This is a genomic window from Halorubrum sp. Ea8, from assembly GCF_002252925.1.
GTDB lineage: Archaea > Halobacteriota > Halobacteria > Halobacteriales > Haloferacaceae > Halorubrum.
Genome location: NZ_NHPF01000103.1, coordinates 124319 through 146119, shown reverse-complemented (window position 1 = coordinate 146119; position 21801 = coordinate 124319). Strand labels below are relative to the sequence as shown.

General features: G+C 70.1%; 20 protein-coding genes. 13 read left to right on the top strand and 7 right to left on the bottom strand.

Annotated elements, in window-relative coordinates:
- The first annotated feature begins 31 nt into the window (after window positions 1-31).
- From DJ74_RS12275 to DJ74_RS12260, 4 genes are all read left to right on the top strand, one after another.
- Complete coding sequence (locus DJ74_RS12275; protein WP_094527423.1) at window positions 32-799, top strand: SIMPL domain-containing protein; 768 nt, start codon at window positions 32-34, stop codon at window positions 797-799.
- Between the two features lie 180 nt (window positions 800-979).
- Window positions 980-2035 (top strand): TAXI family TRAP transporter solute-binding subunit, encoded by a 1056-nt coding sequence (locus DJ74_RS12270; protein ID WP_094527422.1) that lies wholly within the window; start codon window positions 980-982, stop codon window positions 2033-2035.
- 187 nt (window positions 2036-2222) lie between these two features.
- Complete coding sequence (locus DJ74_RS12265; protein ID WP_094527421.1) at window positions 2223-2720, top strand: DUF1850 domain-containing protein; 498 nt, start codon at window positions 2223-2225, stop codon at window positions 2718-2720.
- Window positions 2717-5569, top strand: a complete 2853-nt coding sequence (locus DJ74_RS12260; RefSeq protein ID WP_094527420.1) for a TRAP transporter permease — start codon at window positions 2717-2719, stop codon at window positions 5567-5569. The genes DJ74_RS12265 and DJ74_RS12260 overlap by 4 nt, the downstream gene beginning before the upstream one ends.
- A gap of 36 nt (window positions 5570-5605) precedes the next feature.
- On the opposite strand, the gene DJ74_RS12255 is transcribed toward DJ74_RS12260, so the two are convergent.
- Both DJ74_RS12255 and DJ74_RS12250 read right to left on the bottom strand, forming a co-directional pair.
- Window positions 5606-6808 carry a multicopper oxidase domain-containing protein gene (locus tag DJ74_RS12255; RefSeq protein WP_094527419.1) on the bottom strand — a complete coding sequence of 401 codons (1203 nt, stop codon included), beginning with the start codon at window positions 6806-6808 and terminating at the stop codon, window positions 5606-5608.
- A gap of 158 nt (window positions 6809-6966) precedes the next feature.
- Complete coding sequence (locus DJ74_RS12250; RefSeq protein ID WP_094527418.1) at window positions 6967-9384, bottom strand: amino acid permease; 2418 nt, start codon at window positions 9382-9384, stop codon at window positions 6967-6969.
- Between the two features lie 118 nt (window positions 9385-9502).
- Here DJ74_RS12250 and DJ74_RS12245 point away from each other — a divergent pair, with 118 nt between their 5' ends.
- Together DJ74_RS12245 and DJ74_RS12240 are read left to right on the top strand one after the other, a co-directional pair.
- Window positions 9503-10105 (top strand): YfcE family phosphodiesterase, encoded by a 603-nt coding sequence (locus tag DJ74_RS12245; RefSeq protein ID WP_094527417.1) that lies wholly within the window; start codon window positions 9503-9505, stop codon window positions 10103-10105.
- Between the two features lie 111 nt (window positions 10106-10216).
- A complete protein-coding gene (locus DJ74_RS12240) occupies window positions 10217-11026 on the top strand; it encodes a hypothetical protein (RefSeq protein ID WP_094527416.1) in 810 nt (269 codons plus the stop codon).
- Between the two features lie 17 nt (window positions 11027-11043).
- Here DJ74_RS12240 and DJ74_RS12235 read toward each other — a convergent pair whose 3' ends face one another.
- Window positions 11044-12624 (bottom strand): GAF domain-containing protein, encoded by a 1581-nt coding sequence (locus tag DJ74_RS12235; protein ID WP_094527415.1) that lies wholly within the window; start codon window positions 12622-12624, stop codon window positions 11044-11046.
- 11 nt (window positions 12625-12635) lie between these two features.
- The gene (locus DJ74_RS12230; protein WP_094527414.1) at window positions 12636-13406 is read right to left on the bottom strand and encodes a DUF5806 family protein; all 771 of its coding nucleotides are present in this window, start codon (window positions 13404-13406) and stop codon (window positions 12636-12638) included.
- A gap of 121 nt (window positions 13407-13527) precedes the next feature.
- On the opposite strand from DJ74_RS12230, the gene DJ74_RS12225 reads away from it, so the two are divergent.
- From DJ74_RS12225 to DJ74_RS12210, 4 genes are all read left to right on the top strand, one after another.
- Window positions 13528-13896 carry a universal stress protein gene (locus DJ74_RS12225; RefSeq protein WP_094524176.1) on the top strand — a complete coding sequence of 123 codons (369 nt, stop codon included), beginning with the start codon at window positions 13528-13530 and terminating at the stop codon, window positions 13894-13896.
- Window positions 13893-14465 (top strand): GNAT family N-acetyltransferase, encoded by a 573-nt coding sequence (locus tag DJ74_RS12220; protein ID WP_094527413.1) that lies wholly within the window; start codon window positions 13893-13895, stop codon window positions 14463-14465. Before DJ74_RS12225 ends, DJ74_RS12220 begins: the two co-directional genes overlap by 4 nt.
- A 94-nt stretch (window positions 14466-14559) precedes the next feature.
- Window positions 14560-15183, top strand: coding sequence for an adenylate kinase (locus tag DJ74_RS12215; protein WP_094527412.1), 624 nt, complete (start codon window positions 14560-14562; stop codon window positions 15181-15183).
- Between the two features lie 75 nt (window positions 15184-15258).
- Window positions 15259-16167, top strand: coding sequence for a DUF106 domain-containing protein (locus tag DJ74_RS12210; protein ID WP_094524703.1), 909 nt, complete (start codon window positions 15259-15261; stop codon window positions 16165-16167).
- A 56-nt stretch (window positions 16168-16223) separates the two neighbouring features.
- Here DJ74_RS12210 and DJ74_RS12205 read toward each other — a convergent pair whose 3' ends face one another.
- Both DJ74_RS12205 and DJ74_RS12200 read right to left on the bottom strand, forming a co-directional pair.
- Complete coding sequence (locus DJ74_RS12205) at window positions 16224-16931, bottom strand: hypothetical protein (protein ID WP_094527411.1); 708 nt, start codon at window positions 16929-16931, stop codon at window positions 16224-16226.
- 280 nt (window positions 16932-17211) lie between these two features.
- Window positions 17212-18540: a carboxylate--amine ligase gene (locus DJ74_RS12200; RefSeq protein WP_094527410.1), complete on the bottom strand. Its 1329-nt coding sequence runs from the start codon at window positions 18538-18540 to the stop codon at window positions 17212-17214.
- A gap of 104 nt (window positions 18541-18644) precedes the next feature.
- On the opposite strand from DJ74_RS12200, the gene DJ74_RS12195 reads away from it, so the two are divergent.
- Together DJ74_RS12195 and DJ74_RS12190 are read left to right on the top strand one after the other, a co-directional pair.
- Window positions 18645-19151: a DUF5813 family protein gene (locus DJ74_RS12195; RefSeq protein WP_094524700.1), complete on the top strand. Its 507-nt coding sequence runs from the start codon at window positions 18645-18647 to the stop codon at window positions 19149-19151.
- 117 nt (window positions 19152-19268) lie between these two features.
- Window positions 19269-19592 carry a hypothetical protein gene (locus DJ74_RS12190; protein ID WP_094524699.1) on the top strand — a complete coding sequence of 108 codons (324 nt, stop codon included), beginning with the start codon at window positions 19269-19271 and terminating at the stop codon, window positions 19590-19592.
- A 35-nt stretch (window positions 19593-19627) separates the two neighbouring features.
- Here DJ74_RS12190 and tmk read toward each other — a convergent pair whose 3' ends face one another.
- The gene (gene tmk / locus DJ74_RS12185; RefSeq protein WP_094524698.1) at window positions 19628-20227 is read right to left on the bottom strand and encodes a dTMP kinase; all 600 of its coding nucleotides are present in this window, start codon (window positions 20225-20227) and stop codon (window positions 19628-19630) included.
- A 162-nt stretch (window positions 20228-20389) separates the two neighbouring features.
- Here tmk and DJ74_RS12180 point away from each other — a divergent pair, with 162 nt between their 5' ends.
- Window positions 20390-21754, top strand: a complete 1365-nt coding sequence (locus tag DJ74_RS12180) for a hemolysin family protein (protein ID WP_094524697.1) — start codon at window positions 20390-20392, stop codon at window positions 21752-21754.
- The last annotated feature ends 47 nt before the right edge of the window (window positions 21755-21801 follow it).

The window sequence follows — 21801 nt, the reverse complement described above, 5'->3', positions numbered from 1 at the left end:
CTTATTGTTGGTTCCCGGCGACGGCTCGCACATGGACCGAAGACTGATGACCGCGGCCGGGCTCGTGCTGCTCGTCGCGCTGGCGGGCTGCGCGGGACTCCCCGGCTCGACGGGAGACGCGGGGACCGCCGCGAACGCGGCCCCGGGGGAGGAACCGGCGCTCGACAGGAGCATCGAAGTGACGGCGGACGGCGAGGCCACGGCCGAGCCGGACCGCGCCACGATCCGCGTGGCGGTGACCGCGACGGGCGACGACTCGGCGGCGGTCCGCGACGAGCTCTCCGCCGCGGACGAGTCGCTCCGGGCGGCGCTGACCGACTGGGGGCTCACCGAGGACGACATCCGGACCGAGCGCTACGACGTGCGCGAGTCCTACGAGACGCGGGACAATCCGGATCGGACGACGTATCAGGGCGTCCACAGCTACGCGCTGACGATCGACGACGTGGACGCGGTCGGGGAAGTCATCGACGTCGCGATCGACGGGGGCGCCGACGAGGTGGAGCGCATCGAGTTCGGGCTGAGCGAGGAGCGCGAGCGCGAGGTGCGCGCGCAGGCGATCGAGAACGCGATGGCGAACGCCGACGGCGACGCGGCCGTGCTCGCGAACTCCAGCGGGCTCGAGGTCACCGGCGCGTACCGCGTCTCGACCGCGGACGCCGGAGTGACGCCGTACCGGGTCGCCGAGTCCGCGATGGCCGGGGGCGGCGACGGCGGCGACGCCGCGACCGGGGTCGAGACCGGCGACGTGAGCGTCCGCGTCAGCGTCAACGTCGTCTACGGCGCGGAGCAGGCCTAGACGACCGAGCCGGCGCACCGGTTCTCACGGCGCGCCCCGGATCCGCCGGGCGTCGAAACGGGAACCGGCTTTTAGCGGCAGAAACGTCCGGTACGTGCTTGTATCGCCGTATTTAAACCGCGGATGCTCCACTGAGAGTCGTCCGACAGATACATACGGAAGTGATCGGATCGTAAAACTATGCCGGACGATTACAACACAGAGAGCATCGATCGACGTAAAATTCTTAAAGGAGCCGCTGCCGCCGGTCTCGTCGGCATCGCGGGCTGTTCGGGAGACGGCGGCGACGGCTCTGACGGTGGCGACGGCTCTGACGGGTCCGACGGTGGCGACGGCTCTGACGGGTCCGACGGGTCCGACGGCGGCGACGGCGGCGACGGCGGAAGCCGCCTGAGCTGGCACGCGGGCGGGACCGGCGGGACCTACTTCCCGCTCTCGAACGAGGTCAAGACCATCGTCGAGGCGAACACCGACTTCTCGCTGAACGTCCAGTCGACGGGCGCGAGCGTCGAGAACGTCGGCAGCCTCGCCGACGGGTCGGCCGACTTCGCGCTGATCCAGAACGACATCGCCTCCTTCGCGAAGAACGGGACGGGCATCGACGCCTTCCAGGACAACGCGATCGAGAACCTCCGGGGCGTCGCGACGCTGTACCCGGAGACGATCACGCTCGTCACGCTGGCGGAGAACGACATCTCCTCCGTGGGGGACCTCAGCGGCGCGACGATCAACACCGGCGACCTCGGGTCGGGGACGCAGGTCAACGCGCTACAGATCCTCGAATCCGTCGGCATCACCGACTACAACGAGCAGAACGCCGGCTTCTCGCAGGCGTCCGAACAGCTCGCCAACGGCGACATCGACGCCGCCTTCGTCGTCGGCGGCTGGCCGGTCGGCGCGATCGAGGACCTCGCGAACACGAACGACATCGAGATCGTCCCGATCAGCGGCGACAACCGCGAGGCCGTCAAGGAGGACGCCTCCTGGTTCGCGAACGACACCATCCCCGGCGGCACCTACACCGGCGTCGAGGAGGACGTCGAGACCGTCGCCGTGCAGGCGATGATCGCCACGAACGCCGGAGTGCCGGCCGACACGGTCGAGACGGTCACCGCGGCCATCTTCGACAACCTCGGCGAGCTCACGATCAAGACCGACTTCATCACCGTCGACAGCGCGCAGGACGGGATGTCCATCGAGCTGCACGAGGGAGCCGCGGCCTACTTCGACGCGTAGGCGCTCCGACGACGGTCCCGACGCGGGCCGTCCGCTCGGAGGGAGCCGCGGGCGAGTCGTATCGGTTCCACTGCGGGACGCGCCCCGGTCGATCGCGGGGGACCGCGCCGCCGACGGCCGGTCGTGCCCTGTTTGAAACTGCTTCACGAGCTGTCCGAACTCGACACCACCGGAATCACTCGAAGACATGGGCCGCCTTTCTCAGCCGAACGTCGGTGCCGCGATCCTCGCGATCGGCGTGCTCGCGATCGCCGTCGCCGCGGCGACCGCTCCGGTCGGGGCCGTCCTCGTCGTCGAGGACATCGAGACGGGCGAGCGGTACGTCACGGCGGAGGTGAGCGACGGGAGCACGGTCGCCCTCGAGTACACCCACAGCGTCGAGAAGTCCCGGGTGTACGACGAGTACCGCGTCGACGGGGAGACGCTCGTGAACACCCGGATGGAGTTCGAGTCCTACGGGTGGGGGCTGCCCGCGCGCGTCAACGTCACGAACGTGAACGGGACGCTCGTCTACGAGCCCGACGAGCCGATCACGGTGCTCGACGAGCTCTCCGTCTCGCCGGGGCGGATCGCCGACCACACGCTGATCGTCGATGACCGGCGATACGACCTCGTCGCGGTGACGGACGGCAACGACGTGAGATTACACATCGAACGACGGTCGCTTCTCGAGATGATCCAATGACCACGACCCATCGAACGGACGGCGGTATCGACGACCCGAACGACGGCGGCCCCGAGGGCAACGGGCCAGGGGGCGACGACCCGGGCACTGGCGCCCCGCCTGACGACGGGACGGACGAGGAGATCTCCCGCGAGGAGGCGGACGAGCTGATCCAGGAGATCGAGCGCCGCCGATCGCTGCGAGGGGCCGCCGCGGTGGCGGTCGCGGCGATCGGGATCGCGTTTTCGGTCTTTCAGCTGTTCCTCGCCGCGCGGAGCTTCACCTTCACGGTCTGGCTTCCGACCGTCGAGTTCGCGGGGATCTCGCTCGCCCCCTGGCAGGTCTCGCTCCAGCTCCTGCAGGCGAACGCGATCCACGTCGCCTTCGCGCTCGTGCTCACCTTCCTGCTGTTCCCGGTGAGCACCGGTGACGGGTTCGTCGCGCAGGCGTTCGGTCGGATCGCGCCGGCGGCGTCCCGGCGCCTCGGTGAGGAGAATCCCGTCACGCGGCTGCTCGAACGGGGTCGGGCGGGGGTGCGCTGGGCGTTCCTCGACCCCGACCGCGACCGGGTGGCTCCGGTCGACCTGGTGTTCATCGTCGCGGCGTTCCTGTCGGCGTTCTACTTCCTGACGGAGTTCGCCGAGATCCAGAACATGCGCGTCTTCGGGGTCGACTCGGGACGACCGATCACCGAGGTGTACGCGTTCCTCCAACCGCTGCTCGGCGGCGTCCCCTTCGTGAGCGAATACTCTTACGCGATGATCCTGGGCGTGACCGGCGTCCTGCTGGTGTTGGAGGCCACCCGCCGGACGCTCGGCCTCCCGCTGATGATCATCGTCGCCACGTTCATCGTCTACGCCCGCTGGGGGTACCTCATCAGCACGGGCACGCCCTTCCTCGGGCTGCTCGCGATCCCGGAACTCACCTGGCCGGACATCGTTCAGAACCTCTGGTACAACACCGAGAACGGTGTGTTCGGCATTCCGGTGACGGTGTCGGTGAGCTTCATCTACATCTTCATCCTGTTCGGGTCGTTCCTCGAGATGAGCGGGGCGGGCCAGTGGTTCATCGACCTGGCGTACGCGCTCACCGGGGGCCGCAAAGGCGGCCCGGCCAAGGCGAGCATCCTCGCCAGCGGGTTCATGGGAACGATTTCGGGGTCGTCGATCGCCAACACGGTCACGACCGGCGCGTTCACGATCCCGCTGATGAAGCGGTCGGGCTACTCGCCCGAGTTCTCCGGCGCCGTCGAGGCGTCCGCGTCCTCCGGCGGGCAGATCCTCCCGCCCGTGATGGGTGCGGCCGCCTTCCTGATGGTCCAGTACACGGCGACCCCGTTCGCCGACATCATCATCATCGCGACGATCCCGGCGATCGTCTTCTTCTTCGGCGTCTGGGTGATGGTTCACCTCAAGGCGGTCCAGGCGGGGATCGGCGGCGTGGCCGGCGAGGACACCGTGGACCTCTGGAGCCACCTCAAACGCGGTTGGTTCTACCTGGTCCCGATCGCGCTCCTCCTCTACTACCTCATCATCGAGCGGCTCTCGGTCTCCCGGTCGGCGTGGTTCACGCTCGTGGCGCTCGTCGGGCTGATCGCGCTCGTCTCGGCGTACAGCGAGGAGACGCGGCTCCGCCTCCTCGCCGTCTTCGCGGCGATCGTCGGCCTCGAGCTGGCGAGCTACGCGGTGGCCGGCGTGAACGTCGTCGGCCTCGTCACCGGATCCGGCGGTGCTGGGCTCCCGCCCGCCGAGGCGGTCAGCGCCTTGTTCAGGGGGATCGAGTGGTACGCGATGCTCGCGGGGGTGCTCACGCTGCTGTCCAAGCCCGACCTCGACGCGTCGCTGCTCGATCTGAACCCCTCGGTCCGGGACGCCGCCGAGACGGTCGGCGACCGGACCGGCCGGGACCTGGAGGACAGCCAGCCGTTCAAGCTCGGCACCTTCGTGGTCACGTCGATGGAGCAGGGCGCGCGCACCGCGGTCCCGGTCGTGGTCGCGGTCGCGGCCGCGGGGATCATCCCCGGCGTCATCAGCGTCTCCGGGCTCGGTCCGAACCTGACCTCGCTGCTGCTGGCGCTCTCGGGCGGATCGATCGTGATCATGCTGCTCGTGACGGCCGTCTCGAGCATCATCCTCGGGATGGGAATGCCCACGACGGTCACCTACATCATCCTCATCTCGATGCTCGCGACGCCGCTCGTGGAGTTCGGCATCCCGCTTCTGGCCGCCCACCTGTTCATCCTCTACTTCGGCGTGATCGCCGACATCACGCCGCCGGTGGCCGTGGCGGCGTACGCCGCCAGCGGGGTCGCCAAGTCCGACCCGTTCGAGACCGGCGTGAAGGCGTTCTCGCTCTCGCTGAACAAGGCGATCGTCCCCTTCGCGTTCGTCCTCGCACCGGGGATCGTCCTGTTGCGCGAGAAGGCGAACGCCGCCGATCTGCCGCTCCGCGAACGGTACCGCGTGATCGGGTTCCAGGACCTCGCCGAGCTCTCCTACTCGATCCCCGAGATCGTCGTTCCCGTCGTCGGGGTCTTCCTCGGGGTGATCGCGCTCGGCGCGACCGTCATCGGAACGCTGTACACGCGCGTCGGCCGCACCGGTCGGGCCGTGTTCGCACTCAGTTCGCTGCTGCTGATGGCGCCGAGACTGCTTTCCGAGACCGTCTTCGACGCGCTCGGGCTCGTCGGCGTGAGCGTCTCCGTCGACGCGCTCCTGCTCGACTTGACGCTCCGTGCCATCGGGTTCGCCCTGTTCGCGGCGCTGACCGTCCGTAACCGTCGGGAGGCTGAGAGCGAAGGCAGCGGGGGAGACGAAGCCGGTGCCGAGTCGGAGTCGCCCGAGATCGCCTCCGGCGTCGACTCGGCCTGACCGGGCGGCCGCCAGAGAATTCCACGGGGGCCGTCGTCAGGCCTCGTAGCCGGCCATCTCCATCACGGACGCGAACTGCTCGGTGTCCGTGACGCTCTCGTACACTATCCCGCCGATCATGCCGCCGGGGTAGGTGTCGCCGTTCATCGCGTGGTTCACCTTGTGGCAGTGGAGCGCGTACACGCCGGGGTCGGCGCCGGCGGTGAACTCGATCGTCTTCCGCTCCGCGGGCGCGATGGGGATCACGTCCTCGCGGTGCCGGGCGGCCTCGGGGATGACGCCGCCGTCCTTCTCGACGACGGTGAACCCGTGGTTGTGGGTGTGCATCGCGTGCGACTCGTAGCCGGCGTTGACGTAGTGGATCCGCACCCGGTCCCCCTCCTCGACGATCAGCGGCGACCCCTGCTCGGGGTGGAACGTGTACGGCGCGGAGCGACCGTTCACGGTGAACGCGTCGGGGTTGCGGTCGCGATGACTGAACGAGACGTCGCCGCCGGCCATCGAGGCGGAGAGGCGCGTGTCCCAGTCTTTGATCGTCATGAACGCCTCCTTGTCGGGCGCCTCGTACCCCTCGGGGTCGACGCGGAGGATGCCGTACATCCCCATGTCGAGGTGGTTCTGCGTCTGGTAGTGACAGTGGTACAGGTGCGTTCCGGGTTGGTTCGCGGTGATCTCGTAGGTGTGCTCCTCGCCCGGGGCGACCTGCTGGCCGGTCGTCGTCGGGACCCCGTCGTCCATCCAGCTCTTCGAGAGCCCGTGGACGTGGAACGTGTGCGGCCGGTTGTGCTCGGTGTTGTCGTAGGTGATCTCCATCTCGGTCCCCTCGGTCACCCGGAGCAGCGGGCCGGGAACGCTGGGGTCCGTGTCCGGCGTCTGCCACGCCCAGACCTCGGGCAGTTCCCACGGGCCGCCCTTCGTCTCGTCGCCGAGCAACCGGTGACGACACGGCGTCGTGGACACCGTGATCGCGCCGTCCCGCTCGTCGAGGTCGATGGTCGTCCGCGGCGTCGTGTACGGGTGGTCCGTCTCCACGCCGGTGGCGTCGCTCCCGGACCACTCCGCGACCTGTTCGGCCGCCGCCTCGCCGCCGCCGCCGGCCGCGTTCTCCGCCGCCGCGGTGCTCTCGGCCCGCGGGGCGCCACAGCCCGCGAGCCCGACCGTTCCGAGCGCCGCGGCCGCCGAGAGGAACCCGCGTCTGGAAGCCGTGCGTCGACCGCTGTCGTCCCATTCTCTCGTCATGGCCGAACATGAGCGGAGCGTTAACTTAAGGGTAAAACCGGATCCACAGGGTGTGAGAACGCGGTCCGCGGCCGGTTTATTTATATAGTCTGGAAACCGGGGAGGGTTTCTTCGGGGTTCATCCCCGGACCGCACGAGCCGGGCGTCGCCGACTCGGACTACTCCTCCGTCTCGGGTTCGCCGGTCTGCGTCGGACTGCGCTGAATCCCCCTGAGGTACCGGTACACCGGGTACACGTACTCCTCGATCGGCCCCTGGACTCCGCGCGGGCTCGAGTACACTAACACCGGCACGCCGCTCCCCTGAGCGAGTTTGATCACGTTGTCGGGGGTGCTCCCGAAGACGCGGCGCCGGAGGCGACGCGTCCGGGTGGCCCCGATGAGTAGGATACCGCCGTTCTCGCTCGCTTGGTCCACCAGCCCGTCGGCGATCGTCTGGGCGGTGATGTTGTGGATCCGGACCGACGAGGCGTGCGGAAGCCCGGAGACGGTCGCCTCAGCGTTCTCCGGTCGGCCCTCGCCGCCCTCCGGCGTGATGTTGATGACGTGGATCTCCGCGTCCTGCTCGCACATCCGGTCGATGAGCGAGAGCAGGTCCATGTGGTGCGGGCCGCCGCCGGCCCCGATGTTGACCACGTCGAGGGACTCCGGCTCCAGCACGCCGCTCGCGAACAACACCCCGCACGGGGACTTGTACTCCACGTGTTCGGCGACCTCGGTGTGCTCCTCGGGGTACCCCATCAACACGAGGTCCGACTCCTCGTCCCGCGCCGTTTGGACGATGTCGAACCCGACGTCCCGGCAAGTGTGTCCCTCGACCGCGTAGGGCACGTCGAGGTCCTCGGCCGCCAGCAGGTCCTGGATGCGCCGCACCCGACCGCGGGTGATCTCCTCGACCGCCTCGTACGGCGTCTGCTCGGGGATCTGCGTGACCGTCATCACGTCGACGAACGTCTCTCCCGGCTGGTACTCGCCGATCGCCGCCGCCAATCGGACGTACCGGACGGTCCGTTCCGGCCGCGCGACCGGGACGAGGATGCGGAACGAGTCCTCGCTCGGCACCTCGGGGGCGCCCGCCGACACGTCAGTGGGTTCTTCGGCGCCGACCTCTGCCTCGGGCGCTCCCTCGGTCTCCGCTCGGCCCCCGGGCTCGGTCGACGGGACGACCTCTTCGTACAGCTCGTCCATGTCCGGCTCGCCGCCCCAGATCAGGTACGCCGCGAGCATCCCGAGGACGAGCAGGACGCCGACGATGACGCCCTTGACCGGGAGGTTAGTGATGAGCGCGACGTTCGCGAGAATCCCGACGATCGGGATCAGCGGAACGCCCGGGACACGGAATCCGCGGTCGAGGTCCGGGTGCCGGCGTCGAGAGTAGATGAGCGCGATGTTGACCACGGAGAGCGGCAGCAGCAGGTTCAGCGTCGCGAATCCGGTGAGCGTCGTCAGCCCCAAGTCGGTGAGCGTGAGCGGCCCGAGCGCCGGCAACGACACCGTGAGATCGAACGGGACCGCGCCGCCTTCCGCCGGGAACAGCCCGATGAAGACGACGATGAGCGCGACGATCACTCCCGTCGCGGTGGTCACGCTCCAGAACGGGGTGCCGTACTGCCGGTGGATGCGCGAGAACGGCCGCGGCGCCTGGCCCTGCCGACCCATCAGCGACCCGATTCCGCTGGCCGCGAGGATGCTCGCGTTCGAGGCGCTCACCATGCTGAAGATGGCGCCGGCGACGATGAGCGAGCGACCCGCGGGGCCGAGGAAGCCGGCGGCGACGCGGCCCATCGCGGTCTCGCCCTCCTCGGCGATGACCTCGGCCGGGACCGGCGAGTTCACCATCGAGACGATGACGAGCGCGTAGAGGACCGTCACTGTGACGATGCTCGCGCCGATCGCGAGCGGGACCGTGCGGCGGGGCTCGATGATCTCCCCGGCGCTCGCGGCGATCGCGGAGAACCCGAAGAAGGTGATGAACGCCAGCGCGGCGATCGTGACGATCCCGACCGGGTCGGTCGTGAACCCGGCCGAGAAGTTGCCGACGGCGACGGCCGGGCCTCGGAACGCGAAGGCGCCGCCGACGAACGCGAGGAGGACGGCCACCTTCGCGCCCGTCACGAACAGCTGGAAGGTCCCGCTCTCCTCGGTCCCCCGGGCGTTGAGCGCGCCGAGCAGCAGGGCCGCGAGCACGCCGGAAGTCCCGTGAGGGAGGACGTGGAGCGACTCCGGGAGAATGAATCGAACGACCCACTCGTCCATCGTCGCGAGGTAGAAGGCGGTCGTGCCGGTGTAGCCCAAGAACAGCATCGCGCCGACGACGTAGATCAGCGTGTCGTGTTCGAAGGTCCGCGAGGAGAACAGGTAGCCGCCGCCGTTCTCGGAGTAGATCGACGCGAACTCGGAGTACGACGCCGCGGTCAGGCCGGCGACCACCGCCGCGAGGACGAAGGCGATCACTGCGCTACTCCCGATCTCGGCGACGGCCGTGCCCGACAGCGAGAAGATCCCCGCCGCGATCATCGTCCCGAGCCCGATCGCGTAGGCGATTTTGAAGTCGAGCGTCCGGGTGTGCTCTACCATTGCACTCCGATCCGGAATGAGCGTACCAAAAACTATTGATCCCTCATACGCCCCCGGGAGCGATTGTCGAATCCGAACGCCCATCGGATTTATTCGGCTCCGCCGCGACCGCGAAGCCATGCGCGTCGGCATCGTCTCCGACACCCACGACGACCTCGCCGCCGTCGAGGCGGCCGTAGCGCTGTTCGACCGCGAGGGCGTCGACGCCGTCGTCCACTGCGGCGACTTCGTCGCGCCCTTCTCCGTGACCCCGTTCGACGTCGGCGGCGACGACCCCGACGCGGGCTTCGACTTCCACGCCGTCCGCGGCAACAACGACGGGGAGTGGGCGGTGCAGACGACCGTCGAGGCGTTCGGCACCTACCACGGCGAGGCCGGAACGCTCTCGTTCGGGGACGGGAGCACCGAGAGCGCCGGCGACGGGGACGGCGAACGCGCCGGCGACGAGGGCGCCGTCGAGGTCGCGGTCACTCACGGGACGAGCGGCGTCGTCGTCGACGCCCTCGTCGACTGCGGCGACTACGACTACGTGTTCCACGGCCACACCCACGCGCACGGCGTCGAGGAGCGCGGCGGGACGGTCCGGGTGAACCCCGGCGGCCTGCCCATCCCGGTCGACGGCGCGGACGACGAGTTCCGCGTCGCGACCCTCGACGTCGGGGCGGACGCCGACGGGGCGACCGGCGTCGACGCGGTGACGCACCACGCGCTCGATTTATAAATAGCGCACCGCGGCACGACGGGACGCGACCCGAACGCGACGCCCCGAGCGACGCACAAACGCGCGTTTGTGTCATCGGGGGCCTTTTGAGGTGTCAGAGGAAGAAGGTGTATGGACAGACGCGCGTTCCTCGTCGGAGCGGGCGGGGCGGCGAGCGCGCTCGCCGGGTGCACCGACCTCGTCACGCTCGGCGACGGGCGGGTCGCCGAGCGCGACCTCCCGGAGCGGCCCGCGGACCCGACGCCCGAGTCGGTCGCGGCGTACGTCGCCGAGTACGAAGAGGTCCACGCACACAACCGCCACGCGAGGGACGGGGCGAGCGAGGTGACCGTCGACGCCGTGGCGACGTTCGACCACGCCGCCGGCGACGAGCACTTCGCGACCGCTCAGCACGCCGGTACGGCCTACTACGAGGACGACGGCGCCCGGTCCGTGGGGGAGCTGTACGGTCGACCGGTGCCGTACCTCGTCGCCCCGGACAGGACGCTCCGGATGCCGGTCGAGCGGCGGCGGGTCGGAACCGGCGCGTCCGGTCGTCCGCCGGACGAGACCGCGTCCCCGCCGCTCGGCGTCCGGCTCTGCAACGTCACCGACGACCCGCGCGAGTTCGTCGTGACGGTCGTCCGGCGGAGCGCTGCGGACGGTGGAGGCGGCGTCGGCGGCGATATCACCGACGAGAGCGACGGCCCGGTCCTCTCGACGACGGTCGAGCTCGATCCGGAGAGCGCGGTCGAGCTCCTGGAGGTCACCGACGTCCGCGGCGGCTACCGCGTCACCGCCAGCATGGAGGACGACGGCGTCACCGGACAGGGCCGGATCGAGGTCGGGCTGCCGAGCGCCGACCGCGGCCCCAACGTCGACGTCATCGTCGGCGAGAGCGGCGTCTCCGCGTGGCACCTCCCGTCGTTCGAGGGGATCTGAGCGGTCAGTCGTCGCGGTCAGTCGCCGGCGTCGCCGTCGGCGCCGCCGTCCGCCGGGAGGTCGGCGGCGTCCGCCGCCTCGACCCCGCGGAACTCGAAGCGCGCGCCCCCGCCCGTCGCGTCGACGAAGTCGACCGACCAGCCGTGCGCGTCGGCGACCTCCGCGACGATCTTCAGCCCGAATCCGGTCCCGTCCTCGTCGGTCGACACGCCCGCGTCGAACGCCTCGTCGCGCACCGCCTCGGGGATACCGGGCCCATCGTCGGCGACGTAGAAGCCGGGCTCGCCGGCGGCGTCGAGCGCGCCCACCTCGACGCGGACCCCCGCGCCGCCGTGAGCGACCGCGTTGGCGAACAGGTTCTCGACGGCCTGCCGGAGCCGGCTCCGGTCGGCCCGGAGCGGGAGGTCGTCGGCGAGGACCAACTCGGCGTCGGCCGTGTCGACGTTCGCCCAAGACTCCTCGGCCAGCGCCGACAGCGACACCGCCTCGGTCTCGTCGATCGCGGTGCCCTGTTTGGCGAGCGTCAGCATGTCATCGACGAGCGCGCCCATCCGGTCGAGCGATCGGGCGACCGTCTCGAGCTCCGGCGGGACCGCCCGCTCACCCTCCAGTCGAGTACGGATCAGTTCGAGGTTGCCGGCCGCGACGTTGAGGGGGTTGCGGAGGTCGTGTGAGACGAGGCTGGCGAACTCCTCGAGCCGATCGCGCTCGCGGGCGACCTCCGCCTCGCGGGCCCGGAGCTGTCGCTCCCGCTCGATCCGGACGAACACCATCGTCACCGTCGCGGCCCAGATCCGCGCGATCGCGAGGTCGGAATCGTCGAACGCGTCGGACTCGGTGGCGCCGACGTTGATGATCCCGTAGCGCCCGAGCGGGAGCACGAGCTCGCTCCGGATGGGCGAGTCGGGGTTGTACCGGTCCGGGTCCGTCCGGATGTCGGCGACGTACTCCGGCTTCCCGGAGTCGAACACCTGCCAGGAGATGCTCCGCCCGTCGGCCGAGAAGACGGGGTGCTCGCCGACGACCTCGTCGGCCGCGTCGGTCCACACGTGCGGCTCCAGCGCGTCCCGGCCCTCGTCGTACAGCCAGATCCCCGCGATCGGGTGGCCGAGCACCTCCTCGACGTACTCGACGGCCGCCTCCGCGGCGACCTCCCGGTCGGTCGTCTTCAGGAGGTCCTGCGTCGCCTCGTGGAGCGACTCCAGCGTCCGCGTTCGGCGCCGGAGCTCCGCCTGTCGCGCCCGCTCCTCGCGCACGTCGACGACCGTGACGACCAGGTACGCCTCGCCCGCCCTCTCGAACGGACCGAGGCTGATCGTGACGGGGATCTCGGTGCCGTCCCGCCGCCGCGCCGTCAGGTCGAGGCTCGCGGCCATGGACCGCGGCTCCGGGTCGGCGACGTGGCCGTACAGCTCGGCGCCGGCCGAGCCGCCGCCGGCGTCGTAGAGCAACCGCTCGACGTCGGTGCCCTCCAGCTCCGCCGGCCCGTAGCCGAGCACGGGCTCGACGCGGGGGGTGCCGGCGCGGACGACGCCGTCGGTGTCGACGATCAGCACCGGGTCGGGAAGGCCGCCGAGCGCCTCCGGGAATCGCTCCATCCGTTTCACTTCTACTCTTCGGCCGGCTCGTGGACGTGCCCGCACTCGGGACATCGGACCTCCTCGCCGCGGAGGCCGGCCGAGGAGGCGCGCACCTCGCGCATCACCTCGCTGATCTTGTCCTCGGCCTCCAGCTCGTCGGCGACGGCGAGGTCGACCCCCTCGACCTCCAGGAGGAACTTCGCGACCTCCGTCACCTCGTACATCATCTCGTCTAAGTCCTCGGCGGTGAAGAAGCCGGACATCGCGCCGTAGAGGAACGTCGCGCCCGCCTTCGTCACCTTCTCCTCGAAGGAGTAGCGCGCCTGGTTGACCGCCTGCGGCGTGTACGTGTCGGTCATGAACGGGACGAGCTCCGGTAGGTTCTCGCCGATCTTCGTCATCTCGACGCCCGTCTCGGTTCGGAAGTCGGCGCAGAGCCGGGCGATCGCCCACTCCCGGGCCGTGACGTACGTCCGGTCGCGGAGGAAGTCGTTGACCCGCTCGTAGCGGGCGCCGTCCATCTTCTTGAACCGCTCGTACTTGCGGACCTCCGGCGGGACGTCGGGCGTCTCGTCGTCCGCGGTATCGCCGTCGGAGGCGCCGTCATCGAAGGCGTCGCCGTCGGAAGCGTCGCCTTCACTGGGCGTCACGTCGCCCGTCCCGTCGGTCGAGGGGCCGGCGGCATCGCTCGGAGCGGCGGCCTCGTCGAGGGGCCCCGGAGCCCCCTCGTCGTCGGTCGACGGCTCGCGGGCGGGGTCCGACCCGGCGTCGTCCGACGCGGGACCGGGCTGGTCGTTCATGTCCGTATCAACCTGACCCCCGGACAAAAGGGTTGTCGCTGGAAGCGGCGGCCGCGCTCCCGCGACGCCGGACCGCCCCCACGGAGATCCATTTTTGTACCGTCGTGTGGACGTGGGTCGTATGAAGGTGCTCTGCGGGATCGGCGGCAGCGACGACTCGTTCCGCGCGCTCGACCGGACCGTCGAGCGCGCGGCGGTCGCGAACGACGACCTCACGGTGGCGGTGGTCGACAACGATGACTCGGCGGTCGCCCAGGCGGAGGTGATGGAGCGCGCTCGGGAGGCGATCGACGACGCCGGGATCGACGCCGACGTGAGACGGGTCGAGGGCGATCCCGGGAGCCGACTGGTCGAGATCGCCGAGCGGGAGGAGTTCGAGGCGATCGTCCTCGGCGGCGGGCACACGAGCCCGATGGGGAAGATCACGCTCGGACCGATAGCCGAGTTCGTACTGTTGAACGCCAAGACATCGGTCACGCTGGTCAGATGAGCGATCGACGCTACCCGGAGACGGTGGCCGACGGCTTCCCCGCCCCTCCCACGGAGTTCACCGACCGGGAGGACCGGACCGTCGAGATCCGACCGTACGAAGACACCGAGGACGCCTACGAGTCGCTCGTCGCGATGTACGACGCCTTCGACCCGTCCGACCGCGCACAGGGAATCCCCCCCGGCGGGGAGAAGCGCATCCGAGAGTGGCTGGACGCGATCCTCGGCGACGACTGCTTCAACGTGATCGCGTGGTGCGGCGACGAGGTCGCCGGCCACGCGACGCTGGTGCCCGACGGCGACGCCTACGAGCTGGCGATCTTCGTCCATCAGGAGTACCAGCGCGCCGGGATCGGCACCCACCTCATCCGCGGACTGCTCGGCTACGGGCAGGCCGAGGGGGTCCGGAAGGTGTGGCTCACCGTCGAGCGGTGGAACCGCGCCGCCGTCTCGCTGTACAAGAAGATCGGGTTCGAGACCTCCAACGCCGAGAGCTTCGAGCTGGAGATGGGGCTCCGGCTGAACGAGGACGATGGCGACGAGGACGAGGGCGACGGGGACGGGGCGTAGCCCCGCCGGCGCGTCCGCCGAGCGTCTCGCCGTCCCGGTCCCATCGCTCGCCGGGATCTTCAAGCCTTTACGTGCGGCGAGCGAGCGCTCGGGTATGAGCCATCGGATCCTTCTGTTGGGGGCACCCGGCGCCGGAAAGGGGACGCAGAGCGCGAAGCTCGCCGAGGAGTACGGCGTCGAGCACGTCACGACCGGCGACGCGCTCCGCGCGAACAAGGACATGGAGACGGAGTACGGGACGCCGCGCTCGTTCATGGAGGCGGGCGAACTCGTTCCCGATCCGGTCGTCAACGAGATCGTCCGGGCCGCGCTCGACGAGGCCGACGGGTTCGTCCTCGACGGCTACCCGCGAAACCTCGACCAGGCCGAGTACCTCTCGGAGATCACCGACCTCGACGCCGTGATCTACCTCGCCGTCGACGAGGAGGTGCTCGTCGACCGGCTCACCGGCCGCCGGGTGTGCGACGACTGCGGCGCGAACTACCACGTCGACTTCCAGCCGCCCGAGGAGGCGGGCGTCTGCGACGAGTGCGGCGGCGAGCTGGTCCAGCGCGAGGACGACACGGAGGAGACGGCCCGCGAGCGGCTCCAGGTGTTCTACGACAACACCGAGCCCGTGGTCGACCACTTCCGCGACGAGGGCGTCCTCGTCGAGGTCGACGGGGAGGCGGCGCCGGACGAGGTCTTCGACCGGATCCGCGACGTCGTCGAGGCGTAAGAGCGCGCGTTCGGCGGGGCGACCCGCGCCTCGATCCTACAAGGTTCTTAACCGTCGGCCGCTAACCGACCGATAATGAGTAAGGTCGAACGGAGAGTCCGCTCGCTCGTCGACGAGGACGGCGAGATGCGGGACGCCTTAGAGATCGTCCTCGACCGCGCCACCGACGGCGAGGTCCAGTGGGTCGACGTCCGCGACGAGATCACCAGCGGCCAGTGGGGCCGCCTCATCGAGAAGGAGATCCTCGTCGACGGCGAACGCGGCTTCGCGCTCGCAGACCCCGACGAGATCGAGGCGGGGATGAACGAGAACGACGGAGACGACGGGGGGGACGTCGAGACCCCGGAGACGACGTCGTGGACGAAGTGGGACAAGCTCGCCGCCGTCGCGACGGTCGGCGCCTTCGTCGGCTACGCCGTCGGTCCCGTCCGGGACGCGATCGCGGGGGCGATCGACATCGTCCTCGGTCCCCTGCTGAACCTCGTCCCCTTCTACGTCGTCATCATGGTGATCGCGCTCGGGACCGGGCTGTACTCCACGCTGCTTCGGGCGGGGCTCATGGACATGGAGAAGATGAGCCAGTACCAAGAGCGGATGAAGGACATCCAAGACCGCCGTAAGGAGGCGAAAGAGCGCGACGACGACGAGGCGCTCGACGCCATCCAAGAGGAGCAGATGGACGCGATGGGCGACCAGCTCGGGATGTTCAAAGAGCAGTTCCGCCCGATGGTGTGGATCATGTTCCTCACCATCCCGGCGTTCCTGTGGATGTTCTGGGTGATCGGCTACCGCGGCTCCGACTCCGCGTACCCCGAGGTCGCCGCGCAGGAGCTCGTGGTGCCGCTCGCCGGGACCGTCACGTGGGACACGGGCATCGTCGGCCCGATCCAGATGTGGATCCTCTGGTACTTCCTGTGCTCGATGGCGTTCACCCAGCTCGTCCAGAAGAGCCTCAACATCCAGATGTCGCCGTCGACGTCGTAACCCGTTTTCGACGCGAAGTTCGTGTCGGTGTCGCTGATTTCAGCGGCACCACGTTCTCAGTCGGAGTTCGTCGCGCCGTTTCGGATCCGTTCGAGGGCGAATCCGAGAGCGAGCGCGCCGACGAACAGGAGGACGCTCCCTCCGACGACGGCCGTTTCGGCGGCCCGCGGGACCTGCTCGACGTCCGAGACGAACACGCGGACGTCGAACGCGACCACGACGACGGCGCCGACCCCGTTGAACGTCATGTCGAGCACCGTATCGCGGAGCCCGTAGTACTCGAGCACCGGCGGTCTGTCGATGTACTCGCCGATGTCGCGGGCGGCCAGTTCCATGAACTCCCAGAAGACGCCGGCGCCGAGCGTGAACAGGACTGTGAAAAGGGCCGCATAGGGGCCCGAAAATTGCGATCCGAGCGCGGACGGGGCCCGGAGGCTCGCGTAGACGACTGCCGCGACGAGCGCGGCGGAGACGCTGTGTGTGAGGTGGTCCCACCACCACACGGTGTCGTACCACCCCAGCATCCCCAGCATGTGGAGGAACCCCGCGACGGCGATCCACGCGGAGAGCGCGGGGCCGAACGCGACGTCCGCCCCGCTCGTGAGCGCGAATACGAACTCGGTGAACGTCGGAAGGGCGGCCGCGACGGCGGATGCGACCCCGTTCACGACCGCCTGGAGGTTCCGGGACCGCAGCCCGATGAGGACCGTCGCGACGATCCCCGTCGAGAAGACGAAGAAGGCGGTTTGCAGGGCGTTCGTCATGAGACGGAGGGAGGGAGTGTAACGTAGCGGTCGGCGTGCTGGTAGGCTTTACGCAGTCGCCCGCGCGCTCGTTCCGTCGGGGAGGCCGAGTCCCGCGTCGGGGCGAGCGGTAAGGGCCGCTTCGATCGAATCGAACGAGCGGGCCCCTCGGACGCGTACCGAACGAGCGGGCCCATCGGACGCGTACCGAACGAGCGGGCCCCTCGGACGCGTACTCGGCGGAGCCGCCGAGCGGGAGTTCACCGCTCGCCGCGGCGGGACGACCGCCGCGCCCGTCGCCTCAACAGGAGCAGTAGTAGTCGCGGTCGACGAACGCCGTCTCGAACAGCTTCGCGGCCGGGGCGGGGTCGGAGGGCCGGTAGACGCCGGTCGTCAGGTCGCCCTCGCGCTCGAAGGCGCCGGAGACGAGCCGCCGCCAGTCGGCGGTCGAGAGCTGGTCCCAGAAGGCGTCGTCGCCCGCGAGAAGCGAGAGGTAGTCTCGGAGGGACACCCACCGGGTCGGCTCGGTTCCGCCGGACTCGTACGCCGCGTCGGTGACCGCGGCGTAGGCGGCCATCGGGAGGTTCGCCCCCGCGGCGACGGGCATCGAGATCCACTTCCACGGGCGGGTGTTGACGTCGAGCAGGAGGTACTCCTCGCGGTCGGCGTCGAAGACGAACTCCGCCTCGCTGATCCCGTGGTAGCCGGCGTCGTCGAGCACCGTGAGCGCGCGCTCCGCGATCGCGGGCTCGTCGGCCGTCTCGACCAGACAGGACGTGCCGAACTGCTGGGGGTACCGCACCGCCGCGTTGCCGACGACCGCGAGCGCGTCGCCGGTCCCCGACGGCGGCACGTAGGAGGCGAGCGAGTGGTCCCGACCCGTCGCGATGTCGACGCGCTTCTGGGCCATCACGGCGATCCCCTCGTCGCTCGCGGCCGCCACGACGTCCTCGAACTCCCCCCGGTCGGCGACCTCGATCACGTTGGTGCCGAACGCCTCCTCGAAGTCGCGCTTGAGCTCGGGTTTCACCACCAGCGGGAAGCCGAGCGCGGCGGCGGCCTCGTCGACCCCGGCGTCCGGCTCGCGCGTCGCCGCCGACGCGGTCTCCGCCAGCCGGTACGTCTCGGGGTACGGCACGCCGAGCGCCTCGCAGGCCGCGTACAGCGACGACTTGTTCAACACGTCGTCGAGCGTGTCGATCCCGGCGAAGGGGAGCCGGACGCCGTCGGGGTCGGCCTCGGCGTACGCCAGCGCCCACTCGTCCATGCAGCCGAACGCGACCGCCTCGGTCCCCGCGGCGTCGACGACCGCCTCCACGTCGTCGCGGAAGCCGTCGAGGTCGTCGAGGGGGTAGCTGACCGCGCCCGCGAAGTCGACCGCGTCCGAGGGCGGAGCGAGCCCGTCGTGGCGGACCGCGCCGGCCTCGCCGGAGTCGGTACCGGCCGCGCCGCCCCCCTCGGCGTCGCCGGCGCGGTCGAGCGCGATCACGGGCACGTCGTGGGCGTCGAGCGCGCGAGCGACGCCGAGTCCGGTCACGTGGGCGTTGCTGACGAGGGCCGGCGGACGGTCGAACGAGGCGTCCGCGAGCGCTTCGAGGAGCGCCTCGGTCGAGAGGAACTGCGCTGCCATACGCGGCGTTGACCGTCCGAATACAAAGGCGCACCAGTATCGGCTCCGCGTGCCACTACCGGTGACGCAACGCGCTTTTGTTCGCGCCGCGCCTCCCTCTCTGTATGAGCGAGACAGAGCTTCCCGGGCGGGTCCGACGCGCGTTCGCGGACCACGGCTCCTTCGAGCCCGCGGACGACGCGGGCGTGTGGACCTCCGAAACGACCGCGTTCGACGGGACGGTGCGCGCCGAGCCCGCCGAGGACGGCCGAGTGCGGTTCGCGGTGACCGTCCGGGTGCCGACCTTCTCGGCGGCGACCGCGAGCGAGGTCGCCGAGGTGGTCGAGGAGGGGTGGACCGAGACGTTCGAGCTCCGAGTCGTCGACGTCGGCGGCGTGACGCGCGGCGACCGCGAGTTCGACCCGACCGTCGCGGTCGGCGACGACGAGATCGCCGTCGAGTTCGAGCTGACCGATATCAACGAGCGACGCGGCGTCGACGACGCGGGGGCGCTCATCGACTTCGTCGAGGGGACCTACGTGCAGGGCGTGATCCCCGGCTACGAGTACGTCGACCCCGTCGCGGGACTCCTGTCGGCGGCGCGTCAGCAGGGGAACGACGGCGCGGTTTAACTGGGAGTCAGGGCGGACCGGCCGCGGACGCCTGCGGACCGGCCGCGGACGCTCGCGGATCGGCCGCCGGCAGCGCCGGGGCGATAGGGGCAAATGCCGGGAGCCCGTACGGGAGGTATGCTCGCGCTGATCGGGTTCGTCAGCCTCCTCGCCCTCGTGGCGTTCCACACGCTGGTCGCCGGGGTGACGACCCGCTTCTTCCGGCTTCGGCTGTCGACGTCGTGGGGGTCGGTGGTGTACACGATCGTGTTGACACCGATGCTCCTACTGATCTCGACGCTCGTGTTCACGGGCGCGCTCAACGTCGGCGCCGGGGTCAACCTCGGCAGCACGACCGTCCTGTTCGGACTGCTCGTCTTCCTCCCGGTCGTGCTCGGCGCGGCCATCGACTACCTCTACGTGCCCTCGCCGGAGGAGTACGAGCTGCCGGACACGCAGTAGGGGGACGACCCGGACGAAATCACGCGGGCGGCGACCTACTCCTCGACCAGGTCCGCGACGACCTCCGCGACGCGGGCCGTGACGTCCTCGGGCGACCGCGCCGCGTCGACGCGGACGAACCGGTCCGGCTCCGCCTCGATCAGCCGCTCGTAGTTGTCGCGGACCGCGGCGAGGTAGCCGTCCTGCTCGAACTTGTTCGTGCGGCCCGCGCGCTCGGCGGCGGCGCGGGCGTCCAGGTCGAGGTAGACCGTCGCGTCGGGCGGCCGCGAGAAGGGCTCGTGGACGCGTCGGATGTATTCGAGGGGGTCGACACCGCCGAGCGCGACGTCGCTCGCGTCGAGCGTCGCGGCCTGATAAGCGAAGCGGGAGTCGGAGTAGCGGTCGGAGACGACGAGGTCGCCGTCGGCGAGGGCGGGCCGAATCGTCCCGGAGAGGTGGTTCGCGTGGTCCGCGGTCAGCAGGAACAGCTCCGCGAGCGGATCGGCGTCGTCGGCCGCGATCGACCGGTCGACAGCCTCGCCGTACCAGCTGTCGGTGGGCTCCCGGGTGAACGTCGCGTCGGGGTAGCGCTCGCGGAGCGCCTCCCAGACGGTCGTCTTCCCGCTCCCGTCGAGCCCCTCCAGCGTGATCAGCATGGTCGCGCTCGGACGCGCCGGGGAATAAACGGTCCGGGTTCCGCGAGCGCGACGTGCCCTCCGGATTCCGGGGGCGTGGACGTGCCCCTTTTTAGTGACCCGCTGACGAACTACCGTCATGACCAGCCACGCTCCCGCGCCGCGACCGACAGGGAGGCATCGATGGTAGCCGTCGCGGTCTCCGTCAGTCGCGTGTTCGGCGCGCTGGTGTTGGTGGTGCTGAACGGCTTCTTCGTCGCGTCGGAGTTCGCGTTCGTCCGGGTCCGGTCCACTTCGGTCGAACAGCTCGCCGCCGAGGGTCGGCCCGGGTCGGGCGCGCTCCAGGACGTGATGGGGAGTCTCGACGACTACCTCGCGGCGACGCAGCTCGGGATCACGCTCGCGTCGCTCGGGCTCGGGTGGATCGGCGAGCCCGCGGTGGCCGCGCTCATCGAGCCCGTGCTCGGGTCCGTGCTCCCGGAGAGCGCGGTCCACCTCGTCGCGTTCGCGATCGGGTTCAGCGTCATCACCTTCCTCCACGTGGTGTTCGGCGAGCTGGCGCCGAAGACGATCGCCATCGCGCAGGCCGAGCGCATGGCGCTCATGCTCGCCCCGCCGATGAAGCTCTCCTACTACCTGTTCTCGCCCGGCATCGTCGTCTTCAACGGGGCCGCGAACGCCTTCACCCGCGCCATCGGGATCCCGCCCGCGTCGGAGACCGACGAGACGATGGGCGAACGCGAGATCCGGCGCGTCCTCGCGCGCTCGGGCGAGGCCGGCCGCGTCGACCCCAGCGAGGTCGACATGATCGAGGGCGTCTTCCAGCTCGACGACACCGTCGTCCGGGAGGTGATGGTGCCGCGGCCGGACGTGGTGACCCTCGCCGCCGAGCTGACCCTCCCCGAGATCCGCGAGACGGTGCTGGAGGCGGGACACACTCGGTACCCGGTCGTGACCGACGAGGACGCCGACCGCGTGGTGGGTTTCGTCGACGTGAAGGACGTGTTGCGCGCCGGCGAGGACGGCGACGAGTCGGCGACGGCCGCCGGCCTCGCGCGGGAGATCGTCGTCGTGCCCGAGACGACGGCGATCGGCGACCTCCTCGTCCAGTTCCGGGAGGAGCGCCGGCAGATGGCCGCCGTCGTCGACGAGTGGGGCGCCTTCGAGGGGATCGTCACCGTCGAGGACATCGCGGAGGCGCTCGTCGGCGACCTCCGCGACGAGTTCGACACCGAGCGCGGCGAGCACACGATCCGCACGCGGGAGGGCGGCGCGTACGAGGCCGACGGCTCCGTCTCCCTCTCCGTCGTCAACGACGCGCTCGGGACCGACCTCGAGGGCAACGGGTACGACACGCTCGGCGGGCTCGTGTTGGACCGGCTCGGCCGCACGCCGGAATCGGGCGACGTCGCCGAGGCCGGCGGCCACCGCTTCGAGGTCACCGCCGTCGACGGTGCCCGGATCTCGACGGTGCGGATAGCGTCGATCGACGGCGGCGACGGAGCGGGCGGCGGGAGACCGGGAGCCGGCGGCGACGGCGGCGCGTGACCGGTCGACGGGCGCGGGCGTTTTTTATCGGTCGGCCGCGACTCTCC

Bases quoted from the DNA above. Each gene is read 5' to 3' on its own strand.
- DJ74_RS12230 (WP_094527414.1), bottom strand. From the start codon at position 13,406: ATGAACGACCAGCCCGGTCCCGCGTCGGACGACGCCGGGTCGGACCCC.
- DJ74_RS12235 (WP_094527415.1), bottom strand. From the start codon at position 12,624: ATGGAGCGATTCCCGGAGGCGCTCGGCGGCCTTCCCGACCCGGTGCTG.
- DJ74_RS12265 (WP_094527421.1), top strand. From the start codon at position 2,223: ATGGGCCGCCTTTCTCAGCCGAACGTCGGTGCCGCGATCCTCGCGATC.
- DJ74_RS12200 (WP_094527410.1), bottom strand. From the start codon at position 18,540: ATGGCAGCGCAGTTCCTCTCGACCGAGGCGCTCCTCGAAGCGCTCGCG.
- DJ74_RS12210 (WP_094524703.1), top strand. From the start codon at position 15,259: ATGAGTAAGGTCGAACGGAGAGTCCGCTCGCTCGTCGACGAGGACGGC.
- DJ74_RS12240 (WP_094527416.1), top strand. From the start codon at position 10,217: ATGGACAGACGCGCGTTCCTCGTCGGAGCGGGCGGGGCGGCGAGCGCG.
- DJ74_RS12190 (WP_094524699.1), top strand. From the start codon at position 19,269: ATGCTCGCGCTGATCGGGTTCGTCAGCCTCCTCGCCCTCGTGGCGTTC.
- DJ74_RS12225 (WP_094524176.1), top strand. From the start codon at position 13,528: ATGAAGGTGCTCTGCGGGATCGGCGGCAGCGACGACTCGTTCCGCGCG.
- DJ74_RS12245 (WP_094527417.1), top strand. From the start codon at position 9,503: ATGCGCGTCGGCATCGTCTCCGACACCCACGACGACCTCGCCGCCGTC.
- DJ74_RS12250 (WP_094527418.1), bottom strand. From the start codon at position 9,384: ATGGTAGAGCACACCCGGACGCTCGACTTCAAAATCGCCTACGCGATC.
- DJ74_RS12255 (WP_094527419.1), bottom strand. From the start codon at position 6,808: ATGACGAGAGAATGGGACGACAGCGGTCGACGCACGGCTTCCAGACGC.
- DJ74_RS12180 (WP_094524697.1), top strand. From the start codon at position 20,390: ATGGTAGCCGTCGCGGTCTCCGTCAGTCGCGTGTTCGGCGCGCTGGTG.
- DJ74_RS12205 (WP_094527411.1), bottom strand. From the start codon at position 16,931: ATGACGAACGCCCTGCAAACCGCCTTCTTCGTCTTCTCGACGGGGATC.
- DJ74_RS12260 (WP_094527420.1), top strand. From the start codon at position 2,717: ATGACCACGACCCATCGAACGGACGGCGGTATCGACGACCCGAACGAC.
- DJ74_RS12215 (WP_094527412.1), top strand. From the start codon at position 14,560: ATGAGCCATCGGATCCTTCTGTTGGGGGCACCCGGCGCCGGAAAGGGG.
- tmk (WP_094524698.1), bottom strand. From the start codon at position 20,227: ATGCTGATCACGCTGGAGGGGCTCGACGGGAGCGGGAAGACGACCGTC.
- DJ74_RS12270 (WP_094527422.1), top strand. From the start codon at position 980: ATGCCGGACGATTACAACACAGAGAGCATCGATCGACGTAAAATTCTT.
- DJ74_RS12220 (WP_094527413.1), top strand. From the start codon at position 13,893: ATGAGCGATCGACGCTACCCGGAGACGGTGGCCGACGGCTTCCCCGCC.
- DJ74_RS12275 (WP_094527423.1), top strand. From the start codon at position 32: ATGGACCGAAGACTGATGACCGCGGCCGGGCTCGTGCTGCTCGTCGCG.
- DJ74_RS12195 (WP_094524700.1), top strand. From the start codon at position 18,645: ATGAGCGAGACAGAGCTTCCCGGGCGGGTCCGACGCGCGTTCGCGGAC.